The 21,422-nt window shown below is 70.1% G+C and carries 16 protein-coding genes; 2 read left to right on the top strand and 14 right to left on the bottom strand.

The genetic code is table 11. From position 1 onward, the window contains the following. Window positions 1-29 precede the first annotated feature (29 nt). On the top strand, window positions 30-2,777 hold the full coding sequence (locus IEZ20_RS13740) for a fumarate reductase/succinate dehydrogenase flavoprotein subunit (protein ID WP_189298529.1): 2,748 nt from the start codon (window positions 30-32) through the stop codon (window positions 2,775-2,777). A 28-nt stretch (window positions 2,778-2,805) separates the two neighbouring features. Here IEZ20_RS13740 and recQ read toward each other — a convergent pair whose 3' ends face one another. Then, window positions 2,806-4,806 carry a DNA helicase RecQ gene (recQ, locus tag IEZ20_RS13735; RefSeq protein ID WP_189298049.1) on the bottom strand — a complete coding sequence of 667 codons (2,001 nt, stop codon included), beginning with the start codon at window positions 4,804-4,806 and terminating at the stop codon, window positions 2,806-2,808. A gap of 213 nt (window positions 4,807-5,019) precedes the next feature. Here recQ and IEZ20_RS13730 point away from each other — a divergent pair, with 213 nt between their 5' ends. Then, window positions 5,020-5,622 carry a Uma2 family endonuclease gene (locus IEZ20_RS13730; RefSeq protein ID WP_189298527.1) on the top strand — a complete coding sequence of 201 codons (603 nt, stop codon included), beginning with the start codon at window positions 5,020-5,022 and terminating at the stop codon, window positions 5,620-5,622. Between the two features lie 75 nt (window positions 5,623-5,697). On the opposite strand, the gene nuoN is transcribed toward IEZ20_RS13730, so the two are convergent. Genes nuoN through IEZ20_RS13665 form a run of 13 tightly spaced genes read right to left on the bottom strand, consistent with a single transcriptional unit; the run spans window position 5,698 to window position 21,414 of the window. After that, window positions 5,698-7,347 (bottom strand): NADH-quinone oxidoreductase subunit NuoN, encoded by a 1,650-nt coding sequence (gene nuoN / locus IEZ20_RS13725; RefSeq protein ID WP_189298047.1) that lies wholly within the window; start codon window positions 7,345-7,347, stop codon window positions 5,698-5,700. After that, window positions 7,344-8,915 carry an NADH-quinone oxidoreductase subunit M gene (locus tag IEZ20_RS13720; protein ID WP_189298045.1) on the bottom strand — a complete coding sequence of 524 codons (1,572 nt, stop codon included), beginning with the start codon at window positions 8,913-8,915 and terminating at the stop codon, window positions 7,344-7,346. Before IEZ20_RS13720 ends, nuoN begins: the two co-directional genes overlap by 4 nt. Window positions 8,916-8,920: 5 nt before the next feature. After that, window positions 8,921-10,867 (bottom strand): NADH-quinone oxidoreductase subunit L, encoded by a 1,947-nt coding sequence (nuoL, locus tag IEZ20_RS13715; RefSeq protein WP_189298043.1) that lies wholly within the window; start codon window positions 10,865-10,867, stop codon window positions 8,921-8,923. Between the two features lie 15 nt (window positions 10,868-10,882). Next, on the bottom strand, window positions 10,883-11,182 hold the full coding sequence (gene nuoK, locus IEZ20_RS13710; protein ID WP_023547474.1) for an NADH-quinone oxidoreductase subunit NuoK: 300 nt from the start codon (window positions 11,180-11,182) through the stop codon (window positions 10,883-10,885). After that, entirely contained in the window at window positions 11,179-12,024 is an 846-nt protein-coding gene (locus IEZ20_RS13705; RefSeq protein WP_189298041.1) for an NADH-quinone oxidoreductase subunit J, read from the bottom strand. Before IEZ20_RS13705 ends, nuoK begins: the two co-directional genes overlap by 4 nt. Next, window positions 12,021-12,671: an NADH-quinone oxidoreductase subunit NuoI gene (nuoI, locus tag IEZ20_RS13700; RefSeq protein ID WP_189298039.1), complete on the bottom strand. Its 651-nt coding sequence runs from the start codon at window positions 12,669-12,671 to the stop codon at window positions 12,021-12,023. Before nuoI ends, IEZ20_RS13705 begins: the two co-directional genes overlap by 4 nt. Next, on the bottom strand, window positions 12,664-14,025 hold the full coding sequence (nuoH, locus tag IEZ20_RS13695) for an NADH-quinone oxidoreductase subunit NuoH (protein ID WP_189298037.1): 1,362 nt from the start codon (window positions 14,023-14,025) through the stop codon (window positions 12,664-12,666). The genes nuoI and nuoH overlap by 8 nt, the downstream gene beginning before the upstream one ends. Continuing rightward, window positions 14,022-16,526: an NADH-quinone oxidoreductase subunit G gene (locus IEZ20_RS13690; RefSeq protein WP_189298035.1), complete on the bottom strand. Its 2,505-nt coding sequence runs from the start codon at window positions 16,524-16,526 to the stop codon at window positions 14,022-14,024. The genes nuoH and IEZ20_RS13690 overlap by 4 nt, the downstream gene beginning before the upstream one ends. Continuing rightward, a complete protein-coding gene (nuoF, locus tag IEZ20_RS13685; protein ID WP_189298033.1) occupies window positions 16,523-17,872 on the bottom strand; it encodes an NADH-quinone oxidoreductase subunit NuoF in 1,350 nt (449 codons plus the stop codon). Before nuoF ends, IEZ20_RS13690 begins: the two co-directional genes overlap by 4 nt. After that, entirely contained in the window at window positions 17,869-18,735 is an 867-nt protein-coding gene (gene nuoE, locus IEZ20_RS13680; RefSeq protein WP_189298031.1) for an NADH-quinone oxidoreductase subunit NuoE, read from the bottom strand. The genes nuoF and nuoE overlap by 4 nt, the downstream gene beginning before the upstream one ends. Next, the gene (locus tag IEZ20_RS13675; RefSeq protein WP_189298029.1) at window positions 18,732-20,054 is read right to left on the bottom strand and encodes an NADH-quinone oxidoreductase subunit D; all 1,323 of its coding nucleotides are present in this window, start codon (window positions 20,052-20,054) and stop codon (window positions 18,732-18,734) included. Before IEZ20_RS13675 ends, nuoE begins: the two co-directional genes overlap by 4 nt. Then, window positions 20,051-20,863 (bottom strand): NADH-quinone oxidoreductase subunit C, encoded by an 813-nt coding sequence (locus IEZ20_RS13670; RefSeq protein ID WP_373303928.1) that lies wholly within the window; start codon window positions 20,861-20,863, stop codon window positions 20,051-20,053. The genes IEZ20_RS13675 and IEZ20_RS13670 overlap by 4 nt, the downstream gene beginning before the upstream one ends. After that, window positions 20,860-21,414, bottom strand: a complete 555-nt coding sequence (locus IEZ20_RS13665) for a NuoB/complex I 20 kDa subunit family protein (protein WP_007383964.1) — start codon at window positions 21,412-21,414, stop codon at window positions 20,860-20,862. Before IEZ20_RS13665 ends, IEZ20_RS13670 begins: the two co-directional genes overlap by 4 nt. Between the last annotated feature and the right edge of the window lie 8 nt (window positions 21,415-21,422).

Genomic DNA, 21,422 nt, shown 5'->3' with positions numbered 1-21,422 from the left:
TCCCGGTGACCACTCTCGCACCCGCGCCCATGAAGATTCCCGCCGTCACCGATGCCGAGGAGCTGACCTGTGATGTCCTCGTCGTCGGCGGCGGCACCGCCGGCACCATGGCCGCCCTGACCGCCGCCGAGCGCGGCGCGAACGTCCTGCTGCTGGAGAAGGCCCACGTCCGGCACTCCGGCGCGCTCGCCATGGGCATGGACGGTGTCAACAACGCGGTCATCCCCGGCCGTGCCGAACCCGACGACTACGTCGCCGAGATCACCCGCGCCAACGACGGCATCGTCGACCAGTCCACCGTCCGCCAGACCGCCACGCGCGGTTTCGCGATGGTGCAGCGGCTGGAGTCGTACGGGGTCAAGTTCGAGAAGGACGAGCACGGTGAGTACGCGGTCCGCCAGGTCCATCGCTCCGGCTCGTACGTACTGCCGATGCCAGAGGGCAAGGACGTCAAAAAGGTCCTGTACCGGCAGTTGCGGCGGCGCGAGATGCGGGAGCGGATCCGGATCGAGAACCGGGTGATGCCGGTCCGGGTCCTCACCGCCGACGGGCGGGCCGTGGGGGCCGTCGGGTTCCACACCCGCACCGGCGCGTTCGTCACCATCCGCGCGGGTGCGGTGATCCTCGCGACCGGTGCCTGCGGCCGTCTCGGCCTGCCCGCCTCCGGATACCTCTACGGCACGTACGAGAACCCCACCAACGCCGGTGACGGGTACGCCATGGCCTACCACGCGGGTGCCGAGCTGACCGGTATCGAGTGCTTCCAGATCAACCCGTTGATCAAGGACTACAACGGCCCGGCCTGCGCCTACGTCGCCAACCCGTTCGGTGGCTACCAGGTGAACCGGCACGGCGAGCGCTTCGTCGACTCCGACTACTGGTCGGGGCAGATGATGGCCGAGTTCGCCGCCGAGGTCGCCGGGGACCGGGGCCCGGTCTACCTCAAGCTCAGCCACCTGCCCGAGGAGTCGATCTCCGCCCTGGAGTCGATCCTGCACTCCACCGAGCGGCCCACCCGCGGCACCTTCCACGCCGGCCGCGGGCACGACTACCGCACCCACGACGTCGAGATGCACATCTCCGAGATCGGCCTGTGCGGCGGTCACTCCGCTTCGGGTGTCCGCGTGGACGACCACGCGCGTACGACCGTTCCCCGGCTGTACGCCGCCGGCGACCTCGCCTGCGTCCCGCACAACTACATGATCGGTGCCTTCGTCTTCGGCGACCTCGCGGGCGCGGACGCCGCCCGGTACAGGGCGTACGACGGTGAGCTTCCCGCGGACCAGGTGCGCGAGGCCCACGAGTTGATCTACCGCCCGCTGCGCAACCCGGACGGCCCGCCGCAGCCCCAGGTCGAGTACAAGCTGCGCCGTTTCGTGAACGACTACGTGGCACCGCCGAAGTCGGGTGCACGGCTCTCCCTCGCGCTGGAGGCGTTCGAGCGGATGCGTGCCGACATCGCCTCGATGGGTGCCCGCACCCCGCACGAGCTGATGCGCTGTGCCGAGGTCACCTTCATACGCGACTGCGCGGAGATGGCCGCCCGCGCCTCTCTGGCCCGTACCGAGTCCCGCTGGGGTCTCTACCATGATCGTCTCGATCATCCCGGGCGTGACGACGTCTCCTGGTTCCACCATCTCGATCTGCACAAGTCCCCCTCTGGTGCGATGGAGTTCACGGCCCGTCCCGTGGCTCCGTATCTGGTGCCGGTGGAGGAGTTCACGCCTGTCGGCGGTCCTTCCCGGCCTCTGGGCGAGGTCCGTCCCGAGCACGTGGCCACGGCCGGGCCCCGCGAGCTGGCGCCGGTGGCCGCGCGGCCCGCTTCCGCGCCGGCCGCCGGTGCCGGTTCCGTGGACCGGGCGGACGCGCGGGACGCCGCCTCACCCCGGCTGCTGGAGCTGCTGGGTCTGGCCGAGGCCGAGCCCGAACTCGGCGCTGTCGAGCCGTACCTGACCGACCCGGATCCCGCTGTGCGCCGTACGGCCGTCGCGGTGCTCACGGAGACCGTGCCGTCCGGCACCGGTCAGGCCCTAGCCGGTGCGCTCGCCGACCCCGATGCCGAGGTCCGTGCGGCCGCCGCGGCCTCGCTGCGGGAGCTCGTCGAGACGCTGCCGCCCGAACCCGCCCTGGGTGCCGCCCTCGCCGGTGCGCTCGCCCAGGCCGACCCCGTGGTCCGGGCCGCTGCCCTCGATGTGCTGCGTGCGCTGCGGCTCGGCGAGGCCGGGTTGTTCGCGGCGTCGCTGGACGACCCCGACATCGGCGTCCGGACGGAGGCCGTACGGGCCCTCGTCTCGGTGGACGCGGTCGGACCGCTGGCCGACGCGGCGGACGATCCTTCCCGGGAGGTCCGGGTCACCGTGGCGAAGGCCCTGGGTACCGTCGGCTCGGCTGCCCTCGCTGCGGCCGACCGGGAGCTGTTGACCGCGGCTCTGGAGCGGCTCACCGAGGACGGCGACCCGCTGGTGCGCGGTGCCGCGCTCGGTGCGCTGGCCGCCACCGGCTGCCCGCCGCCGCTGGCCGCACGTGCGGTGGCCGCCCTGTCGGACCCGGCCTGGCAGGTGCGCTCCGGCGCCGCGACCGCGCTGTCGGCCGCGCCCGCCGAACCGGCCGTCCCCGCCCTCGCCAAGGCTCTCGCCGACCCGAACGCCGACGTCCGCAAGGCGGCGGTCCTGGCTCTGGGCCGGCACCGGGCCTCGGCGGAGGCCCGCGCGGCCCTCGCCACGGCCACGGCCGACTCGGACGCGGACGTCCGGGCCTACGCGGCGCGGGGGTTGTGAGTCCCGTGCCACGCGCGGGCGCAGCGGGCTATATCCAGTCGTCCGGCTCGGGCTCGTCCGCCGGCTCGGGCCAGTCGTGGTCCGGTCCGTCGCCGGCGGCCGGTACGTCGCCGGCGGTGCCGGCCGGCCCGTTCAGGGAGGCCAGCACCTCGAGCACCCCTTCGCCGTACGTCGCCAGCTTCTTCTCGCCGACGCCGCCCACCGTGCCCAGTTCCTGCACCGAACCGGGCCGCCGGGTCACGATCTCCCGCAGGGTGGCGTCGTGGAAGATGACGTAGGCCGGGACACCCTGTTCCCGGGCCTGCTCGGCGCGCCAGGCCCGCAGGGCCTCGAAGGCGGGGAGCAGCTCGTCGGGCAGTTCGGCCGCGGCGGCTTTCGCCTTGCCGGCGCCTCCGGCGGAGCCGGCGGACCTCGACCGGGAGGTGGCCGGTTTCTTCGGCTCCTTGCGCAGCGGCACCTCACGCTCCCGCCGCAGCACCGAGCCGCTCGCCTCGGTGAGGACCAGCGTGCCGTACTCCCCCTCGACCGCGAGGAGCCCCTGGGCCAGCAGCTGCCGGATGACACCCCGCCACTCGCCCTCGGTGAGGTCCTGGCCGATGCCGAAGACGGACAGCTGGTCGTGGTCGAACTGGATCACCTTGCCGGTGCGCTTGCCGAGCAGGATGTCGACGATCTGCAGCGCGCCGAACTTCTGCCCGCGCTCCCGCTGCAGCCGCACCACCGTGGACAGCACCTTCTGCGCGGCGATCGTGCCGTCCCAGGTCTCGGGCGGGGTGAGGCACGTGTCGCAGTTGCCGCAGCCCTCGGTGTCGGCGTCCTGGCCGAAGTAGGCGAGCAGCTGGCCGCGGCGGCACTGGGCGGTCTCGCACAGCGCGAGCATGGCGTCGAGGTGGGCGGCGGCCCGGCGGCGGAACGCCTCGTCGCCCTCACCGGACTGGATGAGCTTGCGCTGCTGTACGACGTCGTTGAGGCCGTATGTCATCCAGGCCGTGGACGGCAGGCCGTCGCGGCCCGCACGGCCGGTCTCCTGGTAGTACCCCTCGATCGACTTGGGCAGGTCCAGGTGGGCGACGAAGCGTACGTCCGGCTTGTCGATGCCCATGCCGAAGGCGATGGTCGCCACCACGACCAGGCCGTCCTCGCGCAGGAACCGGGACTGGTGCGCCGCGCGCGTGGCCGCGTCCAGGCCCGCGTGGTACGGCACCGCCGCGATGCCGTTGGCGGTCAGGAACTCCGCCGTGCGCTCCACGGAGTTCCGCGAGAGGCAGTACACGATGCCGGCGTCGCCGGCGTGCTCCTCCCGGAGGAAGGCGAGCAGCTGCTTCCTGGGGTCGGCCTTCGGGACGATCCGGTACTGGATGTTGGGCCGGTCGAAGCTCGCGACGAAATGCCGGGCCGCCGGCAGGTTCAGCCGCTGGGTGATCTCCTCGTGGGTGGCGCGGGTGGCCGTCGCGGTGAGGGCGATCCGCGGGACGTCCGGCCAGCGCTCGCCGAGCAGGGACAGGGAGAGGTAGTCGGGGCGGAAGTCGTGGCCCCACTGGGAGACGCAGTGGGCCTCGTCGATGGCGAAGACGGAGATCTTGCCGCGGGAGAGCAGGTCCAGCGTGGTGTCCAGGCGCAGCCGCTCCGGCGCCAGGTACAGCAGGTCCAGCTCGCCGGCGAGGAACTGGGCCTCGACCACGCGCCGCTCGTCGAAGTCCTGCGTGGAGTTCATGAAGCCGGCGCGGACACCGAGGGCCCGCAGGGCGTCCACCTGGTCCTGCATGAGGGCGATCAGTGGGGAGACCACCACGCCGGTACCGGGCCTGACCAGGGCCGGGATCTGGTAGCAGAGCGACTTTCCGCCGCCGGTCGGCATGAGGACGAGGGCGTCGCCGCCCGCCACGACATGCTCGATGACCGCCTGCTGCTCGCCCCGGAAGGCGTCGTATCCGAAGACCCGGTGCAGCGTGGCCAGCGCCTCGCTGTCGACCGCACCCGGTCCCTCGGTCACCTGTGTCATCTCGCTGATACCGCCCGTCACGCCCATCGTCCTGTCCCCCGCCGGTCCCCCGTGTGTCGTCTCTCGACCGCTGCATCCACGATAGGGGTCCGCACCGACAGCCTCGGAGTTATCCACAGGTTCACCGGTGGCACTGGCCGTCAAGGACACGGTCGTCGTTCACACGTTCGCGGGAGACTTGCCCCCTTTCCGCCCGATAGCCTGAACGCACTGGCGAGACTCCGTCGTATGGGAGCACTGATGAACGTCGCACCGAAGGCGTCCACGCCCAGCTGGCCGACCCCGCCGAAGGGCGGATGGACCGCCGACGACCTGGACCGCCTCCCGAATCTTCCTCCGCACACGGAATTGATCGACGGGAGCCTGGTCTTCGTGAGTCCGCAGACCGCCTTTCACGAGCGAGTGGTTGACTTCTTCAAGTGGCAGCTGCAGTCCCTGGCCCCATCGGACCTGGAGGTGTTCCGCGAGTTCACCATCGATATCGATCGGCAGAACCGGCCTGAACCGGATGTGATCGTGCTGCGAGCGGACGCGTGGACGGCCTCTGATCAGACCCGTTTTCCCGCAGACGCCATCGTGCTGGCCGTCGAGGTCGTCTCCGAGGATTCCGTTTCGCGCGACCGCGAGACCAAGCCGTTGAAGTACGCCCGGGCAGGGATCCCCCACTACTGGAGGGTCGAGGACGAAAAAGGCCGTGCTGCCGTACATGTCTTCGAGCTGGAACCTGCCACCGGTGCATACACCAGCGTGGGGATCTTCCGTGAGGAAATGAAGGTGGACGTCCCGTTCCCGATCGCCCTGGACCTCACCATGATCAAAGCGCGGCCCGCAAAGGACCGGTAACAGGCGGCAGACGACAACACAGCTGCCCGGCACCCTGAGCGGGGGCGCCGGGCAGCGGCATCTACGCGAGGAACGTCAGCGCACGAACACTCCCGCCTGGCTCGCCAGGTCCAGGAAGTACTGCGGGGCCACACCGAGGACCAACGTCACCGCCACGCCCAGGCCGATCGCGACCATGGTCAGCGGGGACGGGACGGCGACGGTCGGGCCCTCCGGCCTCGGCTCGCTGAAGAACATCAGCACGATCACCCGGACGTAGAAGAACGCGGCGATCGCCGAGGAGATCACACCGACCACGACCAGCGGCGCCGCACCACCGTCCGCCGCCGCCTTGAACACGGCGAACTTCCCGGCGAAACCGGAGGTCAGCGGAATGCCGGCGAAGGCCAGCAGGAACACCGCGAAGACCGCCGCCACCAGCGGGGAGCGGCGGCCCAGCCCTGCCCACTTGGACAGGTGCGTCGCCTCGCCGCCCGCGTCGCGGACCAGCGTGACCACGGCGAAGGCACCGATCGTGACGAAGGAGTAGCCCGCCAGGTAGAAGAGGACGGACGACACGCCGTCCTTCGAGGTGGCGATGACACCCGCGAGGATGAAGCCGGCGTGCGCGATGGACGAGTACGCCAGCAGCCGCTTGATGTCGGTCTGGGTGATGGCGACGATCGCACCGCCCAGCATGGTGATGATCGCCACGGCCCACATGACCGGCCGCCAGTCCCAGCGCAGCCCGGGCAGGACGACGTACAGCAGGCGCAGCAGCGCGCCGAACGCGGCCACCTTGGTCGCCGCCGCCATGAAGCCGGTCACCGGGGTGGGCGCGCCCTGGTAGACGTCGGGCGTCCACATGTGGAACGGCACGGCGCCGACCTTGAACAGCAGGCCCATCACGAGCATGGCGCCGCCGATCAGCAGCAGCGCGTCGTTGCCCATGGTGTTCGCGAGTGCCGGGTCCACGTCGGTGGCCGTGCCGTCGACGACCTGCGCGATGCGGGCGTACGAGACGGAGCCCGCGTAGCCGTACAGCAGCGCGATGCCGAACAGGGTGAACGCGGACGCGAACGCGCCCAGCAGGAAGTACTTGACCGCGGCCTCCTGCGACATCAGCCGCTTGCGGCGGGCCAGCGCGCACAGCAGGTACAGCGGGAGGGAGAAGACCTCCAGGGCCACGAACAGGGTCAGCAGGTCGTTGGCCGACGGGAAGACGAGCATGCCGCCGATCGCGAAGAGGAGGAGCGGGAAGACCTCCGTGGTGGTGAAGCCCGCTCTCACCGCGGCCTTCTCGCTGTCGCTTCCGGGTACGGAGGCGGCCTGCGCGGCGAAGGAGTCGACCCGCTTGCCGTGTGCGGCCGGGTCCAGACGCCGCTCGGCGAAGGTGAACAGGCCGACCAGGCCGGCCAGCAGGATCGTGCCCTGCAGGAAGAGGGCCGGGCCGTCGACCGCGATCGCGCCCATGGCCGCGATGTGCGCCTTGGTGGTGCCGTACCCGTCGGCCGCGAGGGCGACGACCGCGGCGAACGCGGCGCACAGGGCCACGACGGACACGAACACCTGCGCCCAGTAGCGGGACCGGCGCGGCACGAACGCCTCGATGAGCACCCCGACCAGCGCCGCACCGATGACGATCAGCGTCGGCGACAATTGTCCGTATTCGATTTTCGGCGCGTCGATCTTCGAGATCGGGTCGGCCGCTGTTGTCCACAGGCTGTGGACGGCTGGTGCGCTCACTTGGCCGCCTCCACCTCGGGCTTGGGGTCCTTCTTCTGGACGTCGGACATGGTCTGCTTGACCGCCGGGTTGACGATGTCCGTCACGGGCTTCGGATAGACGCCCAGGAAGATCAGCAGCACGATCAGCGGGGCGACGACGACCAGCTCGCGCACCCGGAGATCGGGCATCGCCGAGACCTCCGGCTTCACCGGGCCGGTCATCGTCCGCTGGTACAGCACGAGGGTGTACAGCGCGGCGAGCACGATGCCGAAGGTGGCGATGATGCCGATCACCGGGTAGCGCGTGAACGTGCCGACCAGGACCAGGAACTCACTGACGAACGGCGCCAGTCCGGGCAGCGAGAGGGTGGCGAGGCCGCCGATCAGGAAGGTGCCGGCGAGCACCGGGGCGACCTTCTGCACACCGCCGTAGTCGGCGATGAGCCGCGAGCCGCGCCGGGAGATCAGGAAGCCGGCGACCAGCATCAGCGCGGCGGTCGAGATGCCGTGGTTGACCATGTAGAGCGTGGCGCCGGACTGACCCTGGCTGGTCATCGCGAAGATGCCCATGATGATGAAGCCGAAGTGCGAGATCGACGCGTACGCCACCAGGCGCTTGATGTCCCGCTGGCCGACGGCGAGCAGCGCGCCGTAGACGATGCTGATCAGTGCCAGGACGAGGATGACGGGCGTCGCCCACTTCGACGCCTCCGGGAACAGCTGGAGGCAGAAGCGGAGCATCGCGAAGGTGCCCACCTTGTCGACCACCGCTGTGATGAGCACGGCGACCGGGGCGGTGGACTCCTGCATGGCGTTGGGCAGCCAGGTGTGCAGCGGCCACAGCGGCGCCTTCACCGCGAAGGCGAAGAAGAAGCCGAGGAACAGCCAGCGTTCGGTGCTGGTCGCCATGTGCAGCGAGCCGTTGGCGCGGGCCTCGGCGATCTCGGTGAGCGAGAAGTTCCCGGCGACGACGTAGAGGCCGATCACCGCTGCCAGCATGATCAGGCCGCCGACCAGGTTGTACAGCAGGAACTTCACCGCCGCGTACGACCGCTGGGTGGCCGCCGTCTCCTCGCCGTGCTCGTGGGCCCGGTCCCCGAAGCCGCCGATGAGGAAGTACATCGGGATGAGCATGGCTTCGAAGAAGATGTAGAAGACGAAGACGTCGGTGGCCTCGAAGGAGATGACCACCATCGCCTCGACCGCCAGGATCAGCGCGAAGAAGCCCTGGGTGGGCCGCCAGCGGCGGCTTCCGGTCTCCAGCGGGTCGGCGTCGTGCCAGCCGGCGAGGATGATGAACGGGATCAGTACGGCGGTCAGCGCGATCAGCGCCACCGCGATGCCGTCGACGCCCAGCTCGTACCTGACGCCGAAGTCCTTGATCCAGGCGTGGGACTCGGTGAGCTGGTAGCGGGCGCCGTCCGGGTCGAAGCGGACCAGGACGGTGACCGCCAGGGCGAGCGTGGCGAGGGAGACGACCAGCGCCAGCCATTTGGCGGCGGTGCGCCGGGCGGCCGGTACGGCGGCCGTGGCGACGGCCCCGAGGGCCGGGAGCGCCGCCGTCGCTGTCAGCAGAGGAAAGGACATCGGTATCAGACCGCCCTCATCAGCAGGGTCGCGGCGACCAGGAGTGCCGCGCCGCCGAACATCGAGACCGCGTAGGAGCGGGCGAAGCCGTTCTGGAGCCGGCGCAGCCGTCCGGACAGGCCGCCGAAGCCGGCCGCCGTGCCGTTGACGACGCCGTCGACCAGGGTGTGGTCGACGTACACCAGGGAGCGCGTGAGGTGCTCGCCGCCGCGTACCAGGACCACGTGGTTGAAGTCGTCCTGGAGCAGGTCGCGGCGGGCGGCGCGGGTGAGCAGGGAGCCGCGCGGGGCGATGGCCGGGACGGGCCTGCGGCCGTACTGGGCCCAGGCGATGGCGACGCCGATGACCAGGCAGACCATGGTGGCGCCGGTGACCGTGGCCGCGCTGAGCGGGGAGTCGCCCTCGCGGTGGCCCGTGACGGGCTCCAGCCAGTCGAGGAAGCGGTCGCCGATGCTGAAGAAGCCGCCGCCGAAGACGGATCCGACGGCCAGGACGATCATCGGGATCGTCATGACCTTCGGGGACTCGTGCGGGTGCGGTTCGGCGTACTCGCCGCGGGTCTCGGCGGCGGGCTCCACGCTGGGCTCGGCCGGGGACGGGGTCGGGGCGTGGCGCCACCGTTCCTCTCCGAAGAACGTCATCAGCATCACGCGCGTCATGTAGAAGGCGGTGATGGCCGCACCGAGCAGGGCCGCGCCGCCGAGGATCCAGCCCTCGGTGCCGCCCTTGGCGAACGCCGCCTCGATGATCTTGTCCTTGGAGAAGAAGCCGGACAGGCCCGGGAAGCCGATGATGGCGAGGTAACCGAGGCCGAAGGTGATGAACGTGACCGGCATGTACTTCCGCAGGCCGCCGTAGCGGCGCATGTCGACCTCGTCGTTCATGCCGTGCATCACGGAACCGGCGCCGAGGAACAGACCGGCCTTGAAGAAGCCGTGCGTCACCAGGTGCATGATCGCGAAGACGTAGCCGATGGGGCCGAGGCCGGCGGCCAGCACCATGTAGCCGATCTGCGACATGGTCGAGCCGGCCAGCGCCTTCTTGATGTCGTCCTTGGCGCAACCGACGATCGCACCGAACAGGAGCGTGACCGCACCGACGACGGTGACGGCCAGCTGGGCGTCGGGGGCGGCGTTGAAGATCGCGCCGGAGCGGACGATCAGATAGACGCCCGCGGTCACCATCGTCGCCGCGTGGATGAGGGCGGAGACCGGGGTCGGGCCCTCCATGGCGTCCCCGAGCCAGGACTGGAGCGGCACCTGGGCGGACTTGCCGCACGCGGCGAGCAGCAGCATCAGGCCGATCGCGGTGAGCTTGCCCTCGGAGGTGTCACCGGTGTGGCCGAGGACCGGGCCGAACGCGAAGCTGCCGAAGGTGGTGAACATCAGCATGATCGCGATCGACAGGCCCATGTCGCCGACGCGGTTGACCAGGAACGCCTTCTTCGCGGCCGTGGCGGCGCTGGGCTTGTGCTGCCAGAAGCCGATCAGCAGGTACGAGGCGAGGCCGACGCCCTCCCAGCCGACGTACAGCAGCAGGTAGTTGTCGGCGAGGACGAGCAGCAGCATCGCCGCGAGGAACAGGTTCAGGTAGCCGAAGAAGCGGCGGCGCCGCTCGTCGTGCTCCATGTACCCGACCGAGTACAGGTGGATCAGCGAGCCGACGCCCGTGATCAGCAGTACGAACGTCATGGACAGCTGGTCCAGGCGGAAGGTGACGTCCGCCTGGAAGCCGGCCACCGGGATCCAGCTGAACAGGTGCTGCATCAGGGTCCGGTCCTCGGCTCCCCTGCCCAGCAGGTCGGCGAAGAGCGCGACACCGAGGGCGAAGGAGACGAACGACAGCAGGGTGCCGATCCAGTGGCCGACGGCGTCGAGCCGCCGGCCGCCGACCAGGAGGACGGCCGCTCCGAGCAGGGGCGCCGCGATGAGCAGCGCGATCAGGTTCTCCACGATTCTTCCGACCCCTTACAGCTTCATCAGGCTGGCGTCGTCGACCGAGGCCGAGTGGCGGGTACGGAACAGCGACACGATGATCGCGAGGCCCACCACGACCTCCGCGGCGGCGACGACCATCGTGAAGAAGGCGATGATCTGGCCGTCGAGGTTGCCGTGCATCCGGGAGAAGGTGACGAACGCGAGGTTGCAGGCGTTCAGCATCAGCTCGATGCACATGAAGACCACGATGGCGTTGCGCCGGATCAGCACGCCCGTCGCGCCGATCGTGAACAACAGGGCGGCGAGGTAGAGGTAGTTGACCGGGTTCACTTCGACGCCTCCTCGGGCCGCTTGAACGTCTCCGGCTCGATCGCCCGGCGCGCCAGGCGTTCCTCCGCGCGCTGCTCCAGTGCCCGCAGGTCGTTGAGCGCCTCCGCGGACACGTCACGGATCTGGCCGCGTTCGCGCAGCGTCTTGTTGACGGTCAGCTCGGACGGGGTGCCGTCGGGCAGCAGGCCCGCGATGTCCACGGCGTTGTGCCGGGCGTAGACACCGGGGGCGGGCAGCGGCGGGATGTGGGCGCCCTCGCGGATGCGCTGTTCGGACAGCTCGCGCTGGGTCCTGGCGCGCTCGGTGCGCTCGCGGTGGGTGAGCACCATGGCGCCGACCGCGGCCGTGATCAGCAGGGCGCCGGTGATCTCGAAGGCGAAGACGTACTTGGTGAAGATGAGGGACGCGAGGCCCTCCACGTTGCCGTTCGCGTTCGCCTGGCCGGTGCCGTTGAACTCCTTCAGGGAGGCGTTGCCGATGCCCGCGAACAGCAGGACGCCGAAGCCGACGCCGCACACGAGGGCCAGCCAGCGCTGGCCCTTGATGGTCTCCTTCAGGGAGTCCGCGGCCGTGACACCGACGAGCATCACCACGAACAGGAACAGCATCATGATCGCGCCGGTGTAGACGACGATCTGCACGATCCCCAGGAAGTAGGCGCCGTTGGCGAGGTAGAACACCGCCAGGACGATCATGGTGCCGGCGAGGCTGAGCGCGCTGTGCACGGCCTTCTTCATGAAGACGGTGCACAGGGCGCCGATCACCGCGATCGTGCCGAGGACCCAGAACTGGAACGCCTCACCGGTGGAGGTGGTGTAGGCGGCGAGGTGCTGCGCGCTCATCGGCCGACCACCTTTTCCGAGGCCGGCTCGTCCTCGCCGAAGGTGGACGCGGCCTCCTGCGGCTCCTCGCCCTTGGAGACGGCGGCCTGGCGGACGGTGCCCGGCGCGGCCTGCGTCACCAGGCCGCGGTAGTAGTCCTGCTCGTCCGTCCCCGGGAAGATCGCGTGCGGCGTGTCGACCATGCCCTCTTCGAGGCCGGCGAGCAGCTGCTCCTTGGTGTAGATGAGGTTGGCGCGGCTGGAGTCGGCCAGCTCGAACTCGTTCGTCATCGTGAGCGCGCGCGTGGGGCACGCCTCGATGCACAGCCCGCACAGGATGCAGCGGGCGTAGTTGATCTGGTAGACGCGGCCGTACCGTTCGCCCGGCGAGTAGCGCTCCTCGTCGGTGTTGTCGGCGCCTTCCACGTAGATGGCGTCGGCGGGGCAGGCCCAGGCGCACAGCTCGCAGCCGACGCACTTCTCCAGGCCGTCCGGATGGCGGTTGAGCTGGTGCCGTCCGTGGAACCGCGGAGCCGTGGTCTTCTTCTGCTCCGGGTACTGCTCGGTCAGCCGCTTCTTGAACATGGCCTTGAAGGTCACGCCGAAGCCGGCCACCGGGTTCTGGAAGCCGGGCTCGGTCCGCCCGGTCTCCTGAGGCTCCTCAGCCATCGGACGCCTCCTTTCCATCCGAAGATCCGTCACTGACAGTGTCCGTCCCGCCACTGACAATCAGCTCCCGCTCCCGGCGTGACCTGCGCCGGGGCACCGGCGGCAGCTCCTGTCCGGGCAGCGGCGGGACGGGGAACCCGCCCGCCATCGGGTCGAAGGCCGGCTGCTCGGCGGGCTGCTCGACCGGCTTCGCCTTCTCGCGGAACATGTCGGCGACGAAGGAGATCAGCAGCAGCGCGAGGACACCGCCGCCGACGTAGAGGGCGATGTCGGCGAAGTCGTAGTTCTCGTTGCGCAGGGCGCGGACGGTCGCGACCAGCATCAGCCAGGTCACGGAGACCGGGATGAGGACCTTCCAGCCGAGCTTCATCAGCTGGTCGTAGCGGACGCGCGGGAGCGTGCCGCGCAGCCAGATGAAGAAGAACAGCAGCAGCTGGACCTTGATGACGAACCACAGCAGCGGCCACCAGCCGTGGTTCGCGCCCTCCCAGAAGCCGCTGACCGGCCAGGGGGCGCGCCAGCCGCCGAGGAACAGGGTGGTCGAGACGGCCGAGACCGTCACCATGTTCACGTACTCGGCGAGCATGAACATCGCGAACTTGATCGAGGAGTACTCGGTGTTGAAGCCGCCGACCAGGTCGCCCTCGGACTCCGGCATGTCGAAGGGGGCGCGGTTGGTCTCGCCGACCATCGTGACGATGTACAGGATGAAGGAGACCGGCAGCAGCAGGATGTACCAGCGGTCGTGCTGCTGCTCGACGATCGTGGACGTCGACATCGAGCCCGAGTACAGGAACACGGAGGCGAACGCGGCGCCCATGGCGATCTCGTACGAGATCATCTGCGCGCAGGAGCGCAGGCCGCCGAGGAGCGGGTAGGTGGATCCGGAGCTCCAGCCCGCGAGCACGATGCCGTAGATGCCGACCGAGGCGACCGCGAGGATGTAGAGCATCGCGATCGGCAGGTCGGTGAGCTGCATCGTGGTGCGGTGGCCGAAGATCGAGATCTCGTTGCCGGCCGGCCCGAAGGGGATCACCGCGATCGCCATGAAGGCCGGGATGGCCGCCACGATCGGCGCGAGGACGTAGACCACCTTGTCCGCGCGCTTGACGATGATGTCTTCCTTGAGCATCAGCTTCACGCCGTCGGCGAGCGACTGGAGCATGCCCCAGGGGCCGTGCCGGTTGGGGCCGATGCGCAGCTGCATCCAGGCGACGACCTTGCGCTCCCAGACGATGGAGAACAGCACCGTCACCATCAGGAAGGCGAAGCAGAACACCGCCTTGACGACGACCAGCCACCAGGGGTCGCGGCCGAACATCGAGAGGTCTTCAGCGGCGAGGTACGGGCTCATGCCTCCACCTCCTTGGGGGCCTCGCCGGCGAGAGCCGCCGGACCGATGCGGACGAGGGAGCCGGGCCGTGCCCCGGTGTCGGAGGCGACGCCGGTGCCGACGGAGTTCAGCGGGAGCCAGACCACCCGGTCGGGCATCTCGGTGACCTGGAGGGGGAGTTCGACCGTGCCCGCCGGGCCGGTGACGGCCAGGGTGCCGCCGTCCCCGACGCCCGCCTCGGCGGCCGTCGCGGCGGACACGCGCGCGCGTGCGGCGTGCCGGGTGCCGGCGAGCGCCTCGTCGCCCTCCTGCAGGACGCCCTGGTCGAGCAGCAGCCGGTGGCCGGCGAGTACGGCCTCGCCGGCGGCCGGACGGGGCAGCGGGCCCGCGGACTCCACGGGCCCGGAGGCGCGGGGGCCGTCCCAGGAGCCGAGCCGGTCGATCTCCGCACGTGTGGTCCGCAGATCCGGCAGGCCCACATGGACGTCCATCGCGTCGGCGAGCATGTGCAGCACGCGCGCGTCGGTCGGCGCGAGCCGGCGGGTCATCTGGTCGGGTTTGAGCGCGGCCTCGAAGGAGCGCACCCGGCCCTCCCAGTTGAGGAAGCTGCCCGCCTTCTCGGCGACCGCGGCGACCGGCAGGACGACGTCGGCGCGCTCGGTGACCTCGCTGGGCCGCAGCTCCAGCGACACCAGGAAGCCGACCTCGTCGAACGCCTCACGCGCGCGTGCCGGGTCGGGCAGGTCGGCGACCTCCACGCCGGCGACCACCAGCGCGGACAGTTCACCGGAGGCGGCGTCCTCGATGATCTGGTGGGTGTCGCGGCCGTAGCGCAGCGGGAGTTCGGCCAGGCCCCAGGCGGCGGCGACCTCCTCCCGCGCGCGCGGGTCGGTCGCGGGGCGGCCGCCCGGCAGCAGCGAGGGCAGCGCGCCCGCCTCGACCGCGCCGCGCTCACCGGCCCGGCGCGGGATCCACACCAGCTCGGCGCCGGTCGCGGTCGCGGCGCGCAGCGCGGCGGTGAGACCACCCGCGACACCGGCCAGCCGCTCCCCTACGACGATGACGGCGCCCTCGGTGCGCAGGGCCTCGGCGGCACGCGTGCCGGGCTCCTCCAGGCCGACGCCGCTCGCGAGCGCGTCCAGCCACTCCGTCTCGGTGCCGGGAGCGGCCGGCAGCAGGGTGCCGCCCGCCTTCTCCAGGCCCCGCGTGGCGTGCGTGGCCAGCGCGAACACCTGCTGCTTGCGCTTGCGCCAGGCCTTGCGCAGCCGCAGGAAGACGCCCGGTGCCTCCTCCTCGGACTCGAAGCCGACCAGCAGGACCGCGGGCGCCTTCTCCAGGGAGGTGTACGTGACACCCGTACCGTCGAGGTCGCGGCCGCGGCCGGCGATCCGCGCGGCCAGGAAGTCGGCCTCCTCGCCGCTGTGCACGCGCGCGCGGAAGTCGATGTCGTTGGTGTCGAGTGCCACGCGCGCGAACTTGCTGTACGCGTAGGCGTCCTCGACGGTCAGCCGGCCGCCGATGAGGACGCCGGCCCGGGAGCGGGCCGCGGTCAGGCCCCGCGCCGCGGCTTCCAGTGCCTCCGGCCAGGACGCGGGCTCCAGGACACCGTCGGCGTTGCGCACCAGCGGCGTGTCGAGACGGTCCTTCCCCTGCGCGTACCGGAACGCGAAGCGCCCCTTGTCGCAGATCCACTCCTCGTTGACCTCGGGGTCGTAGGCGGCGAGCCGCCGCATGACCTTGCCGCGCCGGTGGTCGGTGCGGGTGGCGCAGCCGCCGGAGCAGTGCTCGCACACCGACGGCGAGGAGACGAGGTCGAAGGGGCGGGAGCGGAACCGGTAGGCGGCCGAGGTGAGCGCGCCGACCGGGCAGATCTGAATGGTGTTGCCGGAGAAGTACGACTCGAACGGGTCGCCCTCACCGGTGCCGACCTGCTGGAGCGCGCCCCGCTCGACCAGCTCGATCATGGGGTCGCCGGCGATCTGGTTGGAGAAGCGGGTGCAGCGGGCGCACAGCACGCACCGCTCGCGGTCGAGCAGTACCTGGGTGGAGATCGGTACGGGCTTCTCGTAGGTCCGCTTCTTGCCGTCGAAGCGGGACTCGGCGTTGCCGTGCGACATCGCCTGGTTCTGCAGCGGGCACTCGCCGCCCTTGTCGCAGACGGGGCAGTCCAGCGGGTGGTTGATGAGCAGCAGCTCCATCACACCGTGCTGGGCCTTCTCCGCGACCGGGGAGGTGAGGTGGGTCTTCACCACCATCCCGTCGGTGCAGGTGATGGTGCAGGACGCCATCGGCTTGCGCTGGCCCTCGACCTCGACGATGCACTGGCGGCAGGCACCGGCCGGGTCCAGGAGGGGGTGGTCGCAGAACCGCGGGATCTCGATGCCGAGCTGCTCGGCGGCCCGGATCACCAGGGTGCCCTTGGGCACGCTGATCTCGATGCCGTCGATCGTCAGCGTGACGAGGTCCTCCGGCGGGACCGCCGCCTGGCCCCCTCCCGTGGGGGCGCTCGTGGTCACGGTCATGCGTTCACCTCCGGGCGGTCCGCCCAGGCCGTCGACTTGGCCGGGTCGAAGGGGCAGCCCCGGCCCGTGATGTGCTGCTCGTACTCCTCACGGAAGTACTTCAGCGAGGAGAAGATCGGGGATGCGGCGCCGTCGCCGAGGGCGCAGAAGGACTTGCCGTTGATGTTGTCGGCGATGTCGTTCAGCTTGTCGAGGTCGGACATGACGCCCTTGCCGGCCTCGATGTCCCGCAGCAACTGCACCAGCCAGTACGTCCCTTCGCGGCAGGGCGTGCACTTGCCGCAGGACTCGTGGGCGTAGAACTCGGTCCAGCGGGTCACGGCCCGCACCACGCAGGTCGTCTCGTCGAAGCACTGCAGGGCCTTGGTGCCGAGCATGGAGCCGGCGGCGCCGACGCCCTCGTAGTCGAGCGGGACGTCGAGGTGCTCGTCGGTGAACATCGGCGTCGAGGAGCCGCCCGGGGTCCAGAACTTCAGGCGGTGGCCCGGCCGCATGCCGCCGCTCATGTCGAGGAGCTGGCGCAGGGTGATGCCGAGCGGGGCCTCGTACTGGCCGGGGCTCGCGACGTGGCCGCTGAGCGAGTAGAGCGTGAAGCCCGGGGACTTCTCGCTGCCCATCGACCTGAACCAGTCTTTGCCGTTTTTCAGGATGGCGGGAACCGACGCGATCGACTCGACGTTGTTCACCACAGTCGGACAGGCGTAGAGGCCTTCCACCGCAGGGAAGGGGGGACGGAGCCGCGGTTGGCCACGGCGGCCTTCGAGCGAGTCGAGCAGTGCGGTCTCCTCACCGCAGATGTACGCGCCGGCGCCCGCGTGCACGGTGAGCTGGAGGTCGAGTCCGCTGCCCAGGATGTTCTCGCCGAGGTAGCCCGCCGCGTAGGCCTCGCGCACGGCCTCGTGCAACCGCCGCAGAACGGGGACGACTTCACCACGCAGATAGATGAAGGCATGCGACGACCTGATGGCATAGCACGCGATCACGATGCCCTCGATGAGGCTGTGCGGGTTCGCGAAGAGGAGCGGGATGTCCTTGCAGGTGCCCGGCTCCGATTCGTCGGCGTTGACAACTAGATAGTGCGGTTTTCCATCACCCTGAGGAATGAACTGCCACTTCATTCCGGTCGGGAATCCCGCGCCGCCGCGGCCTCGCAGCCCGGAGTCCTTGACGTACGCGATCAGGTCGTCCGGCGACATGGCGAGGGCCTTGCGGAGCCCCTCGTACCCTTCGTGCCTCCGGTAGACGTCCAGTGTCCAGGACCGGTCCTCGTCCCAGAAGGCCGACAGCACGGGTGCGAGCAGCTTCTCCGGGCTTGAGTCCTTGAGTTCGGCTGCCACGGTCATCACTCCCCCTCCTCTGCGGTAGGCCCCGCGGGGTGCGAGGGATCGGAGGCCGATGTGTCCAGCGGCGCGTCGTGGGAGCTGAGGTGCTCGGCCGGTGACGGCTCGTGCACCCTGTCCTGCGGCTCCTCGTGCGGACCTCCGCGCGGATGGACCACGCGCGCGGGTGCGGTCTCTCCCCTTGCCAGGCGAAGGCCCACCAGCGACGCGGGTCCCGCACTGCCGCCCTCCTCGACGGCCCCGGGCCGCTCGTCGGGGAAGCCGGCCAGAATCCGCGCGGTCTCCTTGAAGGTGCACAGCCGCGCCCCGCGCGTGGGCTGGACGGGCCGTCCGGCGCGCAGGTCGTCGACCAGGCGCTTGGCGGTCGCCGGGGTCTGGTTGTCGAAGAACTCCCAGTTGACCATCACGACCGGCGCGTAGTCGCAGGCCGCGTTGCACTCGATGTGCTCCAGGGTGACCTTGCCGTCGTCGGTGGTCTCGCCGTTGCCGACGCCCAGGTGTTCCTGGAGGGTCTCGAAGATCGCGTCGCCGCCCATCACCGCGCACAGCGTGTTGGTGCACACGCCCACCTGGTAGTCGCCGGAGGGCCGGCGCCGGTACATGGTGTAGAAGGTGGCGACGGCGGTGACCTCGGCCGTGGTCAGGCCCAGCATGTCCGCGCAGAACCGCATCCCGGTGCGCGTGACATGGCCCTCCTCGGACTGCACGAGGTGGAGCAGCGGCAGCAGGGCGGACCGGGAGTCGGGGTAGCGCGCGATCACTTCGCGCGCGTCCGCCTCCAGCCGGGCCCGGACCTCGTCCGGGTAGGCGGGTGCGGGCAGTTCGGGCATGCCCAGGCTGACGCCCCGCTCGGAAGAAGAGGTGGTCACCGGTCGACGCCTCCCATCACGGGGTCGATGGACGCGACGGCGACGATGACGTCGGCGACCTGGCCGCCCTCGCACATCGCCGCCATGGCCTGCAGGTTGGTGAAGGACGGGTCGCGGAAGTGGACCCGGTAGGGACGGGTGCCGCCGTCGGAGACGGCGTGCACCCCGAGTTCGCCCTTGGGTGATTCGACGGCCGCGTACGCCTGTCCCGGCGGGACGCGGAAGCCCTCGGTGACCAGCTTGAAGTGGTGGATCAGGGCCTCCATGGAGGTGCCCATGATCTTCTTGATGTGGTCGAGGGAGTTGCCGAGTCCGTCCGGTCCCAGGGCGAGCTGGGCGGGCCAGGCGATCTTCTTGTCGGCGACCATGACCGGGCCGGGCTGGAGCCGGTCCAGGCACTGCTCGATGATCCGGAGCGACTGGCGCATCTCCTCCAGGCGGACGAGGAAGCGGCCGTAGGCGTCGCAGGTGTCGGCGGTCGGGACGTCGAAGTCGTACGTCTCGTAGTCGCAGTACGGCTGGGCCTTGCGCAGGTCGTGCGGCAGGCCCGTGGAGCGCAGGATCGGGCCGGTCGCGCCGAGCGCCATGCAGCCGGCCAGGTCCAGGTAGCCGATGTTCTGCATGCGGGCCTTGAAGATGGGGTTCCCGGTGGCGAGCTTGTCGTACTCCGGGAGGTTCTTCTTCATCTTCTTCACGAACTCGCGGATCTGGTCCACCGCGCCGGGCGGCAGGTCCTGGGCGAGTCCGCCGGGCCGGATGTACGCGTGGTTCATGCGCAGGCCCGTGATCAGCTCGTAGAGGTCGAGAATCATTTCACGATCACGGAATCCGTAGATCATGATCGTGGTGGCGCCCAGCTCCATGCCGCCGGTGGCGATGCACACCAGGTGGGAGGACATCCGGTTCAGCTCCATCAGGAGCACCCGGATGATCTTGGCGCGCTCGGTGATCTGGTCCTCGATGCCGAGGAGCTTCTCGACGGCGAGGCAGTAGGCGGTCTCGTTGAAGAAGGACGTCAGGTAGTCCATGCGCGTGACGAAGGTGGTGCCCTGCGTCCACGTGCGGAATTCGAGGTTCTTCTCGATGCCGGTGTGGAGGTAGCCGATGCCGCAGCGGGCCTCGGTGACCGTCTCGCCCTCGATCTCCAGGATCAGGCGGAGCACTCCGTGGGTGGACGGGTGCTGGGGACCCATGTTGACGACGATGCGTTCGTCGTCGGCGCGGGCCGCGGACTGGACGACCTCGTCCCAGTCGCCGCCGGTGACCGTATATACGGTGCCCTCGGTGGTCTCGCGAGGGGATGCCTGGGAAGTGCTCACGAGTACGACCTCCGCTGGTCCGGAGCCGGGATCTGGGCGCCCTTGTACTCGACGGGGATGCCGCCGAGGGGGTAGTCCTTGCGCTGCGGGTGGCCCTGCCAGTCGTCCGGCATCATGATCCGCGTCAGGGCCGGGTGACCGTCGAAGACGATTCCGAAGAAGTCGTAGGTCTCGCGCTCGTGCCAGTCGTTGGTCGGGTAGACGGAGACCAGCGACGGGACGCGGGGGTCGCTGTCGGGGGCGCTGACTTCGAGGCGGATCAGCCGGTTGTGGGTGATCGAGCGCAGGTGGTAGACGGCGTGCAGCTCGCGGCCCTTGTCGTTCGGGTAGTGGACGCCGCTGACGCCGGTGCACAGCTCGAAGCGCAGGGCCGGGTCGTCGCGCAGGGTGCGGGCGACGTGGAGCAGGTGCTCGCGTTCGATGTGGAAGGTCAGCTCGCCGCGGTCGACGACCGTCTTCTCGATGGCGTTCTCGGGCAGGAGGCCCTGTTCCTCCAGGGCGCCCTCCAGTTCGTCGGCGACCTCGTCGAACCAGCCGCCGTAAGGGCGGACCGCCGGTCCCGGGAGTCGGACCGAGCGGACCAGGCCGCCGTAGCCGGAGGTGTCCCCTCCGTTGTTGGCGCCGAACATGCCGCGCTGGACGCGGATCTCCTCGCCGCCCTGGCCGCGCTGGCCGGGGAGGTTGGAGGCGGAGAGGTCCTTCTCGGGGTTCACCCCGTTCGCGGACCCGTTCGCTCCGTCCGGGGTCCCGTTCGCCCCCTTCGCGGAGCCGTTGACTCCGCCCGCGCCGGTGCCGTTCGCGTCGCTCACCTCAGCAGCCCCTTCATCTCGATCGTGGGCAGGGCCTTGAGCGCCGCCTCCTCCGCCTCGCGGGCCGCTTCCTCGGCGTTCACGCCGAGCTTGGAGGACTGGATCTTCTGGTGGAGCTTGAGGATCGCGTCCATCAGCATCTCGGGGCGCGGCGGGCAGCCGGGCAGGTAGATGTCGACCGGCACGATGTGGTCGACGCCCTGGACGATCGCGTAGTTGTTGAACATGCCGCCGGAGGAGGCGCAGACGCCCATGGAGATCACCCACTTGGGGTTGGGCATCTGGTCGTAGACCTGCCTCAGGACGGGCGCCATCTTCTGGCTGACCCGGCCGGCGACGATCATCAGGTCCGCCTGGCGCGGCGAGCCGCGGAAGACCTCCATGCCGAAGCGGGCGAGGTCGTAGCGCCCGGCGCCGGTGGTCATCATCTCGATGGCGCAGCAGGCGAGGCCGAAGGTGGCCGGGAAGACGGACGCCTTGCGCACCCAGCCCGCGGCCTGCTCGACGGTGGTGAGCAGGAAGCCGCTCGGCAGCTTTTCTTCGAGTCCCATGTCGTTAA

Origin of the sequence: Streptomyces cinerochromogenes (assembly GCF_014648635.1) — a bacterium.
In the GTDB taxonomy this organism is placed as follows: domain Bacteria; phylum Actinomycetota; class Actinomycetes; order Streptomycetales; family Streptomycetaceae; genus Streptomyces; species Streptomyces cinerochromogenes.
Note: the sequence above shows the minus strand (reverse complement) of the source record. Positions and strands in the feature narration are given on the sequence as shown.

Coding starts and splice junctions, on each gene's coding strand:
- IEZ20_RS13705 (WP_189298041.1), bottom strand. CDS start 12,024: ATGAGCGCGCAGCACCTCGCCGCCTACACCACCTCCACCGGTGAGGCG.
- IEZ20_RS13690 (WP_189298035.1), bottom strand. CDS start 16,526: ATGACCGTGACCACGAGCGCCCCCACGGGAGGGGGCCAGGCGGCGGTC.
- IEZ20_RS13740 (WP_189298529.1), top strand. CDS start 30: ATGAAGATTCCCGCCGTCACCGATGCCGAGGAGCTGACCTGTGATGTC.
- nuoI (WP_189298039.1), bottom strand. CDS start 12,671: ATGGCTGAGGAGCCTCAGGAGACCGGGCGGACCGAGCCCGGCTTCCAG.
- IEZ20_RS13665 (WP_007383964.1), bottom strand. CDS start 21,414: ATGGGACTCGAAGAAAAGCTGCCGAGCGGCTTCCTGCTCACCACCGTC.
- IEZ20_RS13730 (WP_189298527.1), top strand. CDS start 5,020: ATGAACGTCGCACCGAAGGCGTCCACGCCCAGCTGGCCGACCCCGCCG.
- nuoH (WP_189298037.1), bottom strand. CDS start 14,025: ATGAGCCCGTACCTCGCCGCTGAAGACCTCTCGATGTTCGGCCGCGAC.
- IEZ20_RS13720 (WP_189298045.1), bottom strand. CDS start 8,915: ATGTCCTTTCCTCTGCTGACAGCGACGGCGGCGCTCCCGGCCCTCGGG.
- recQ (WP_189298049.1), bottom strand. CDS start 4,806: ATGGGCGTGACGGGCGGTATCAGCGAGATGACACAGGTGACCGAGGGA.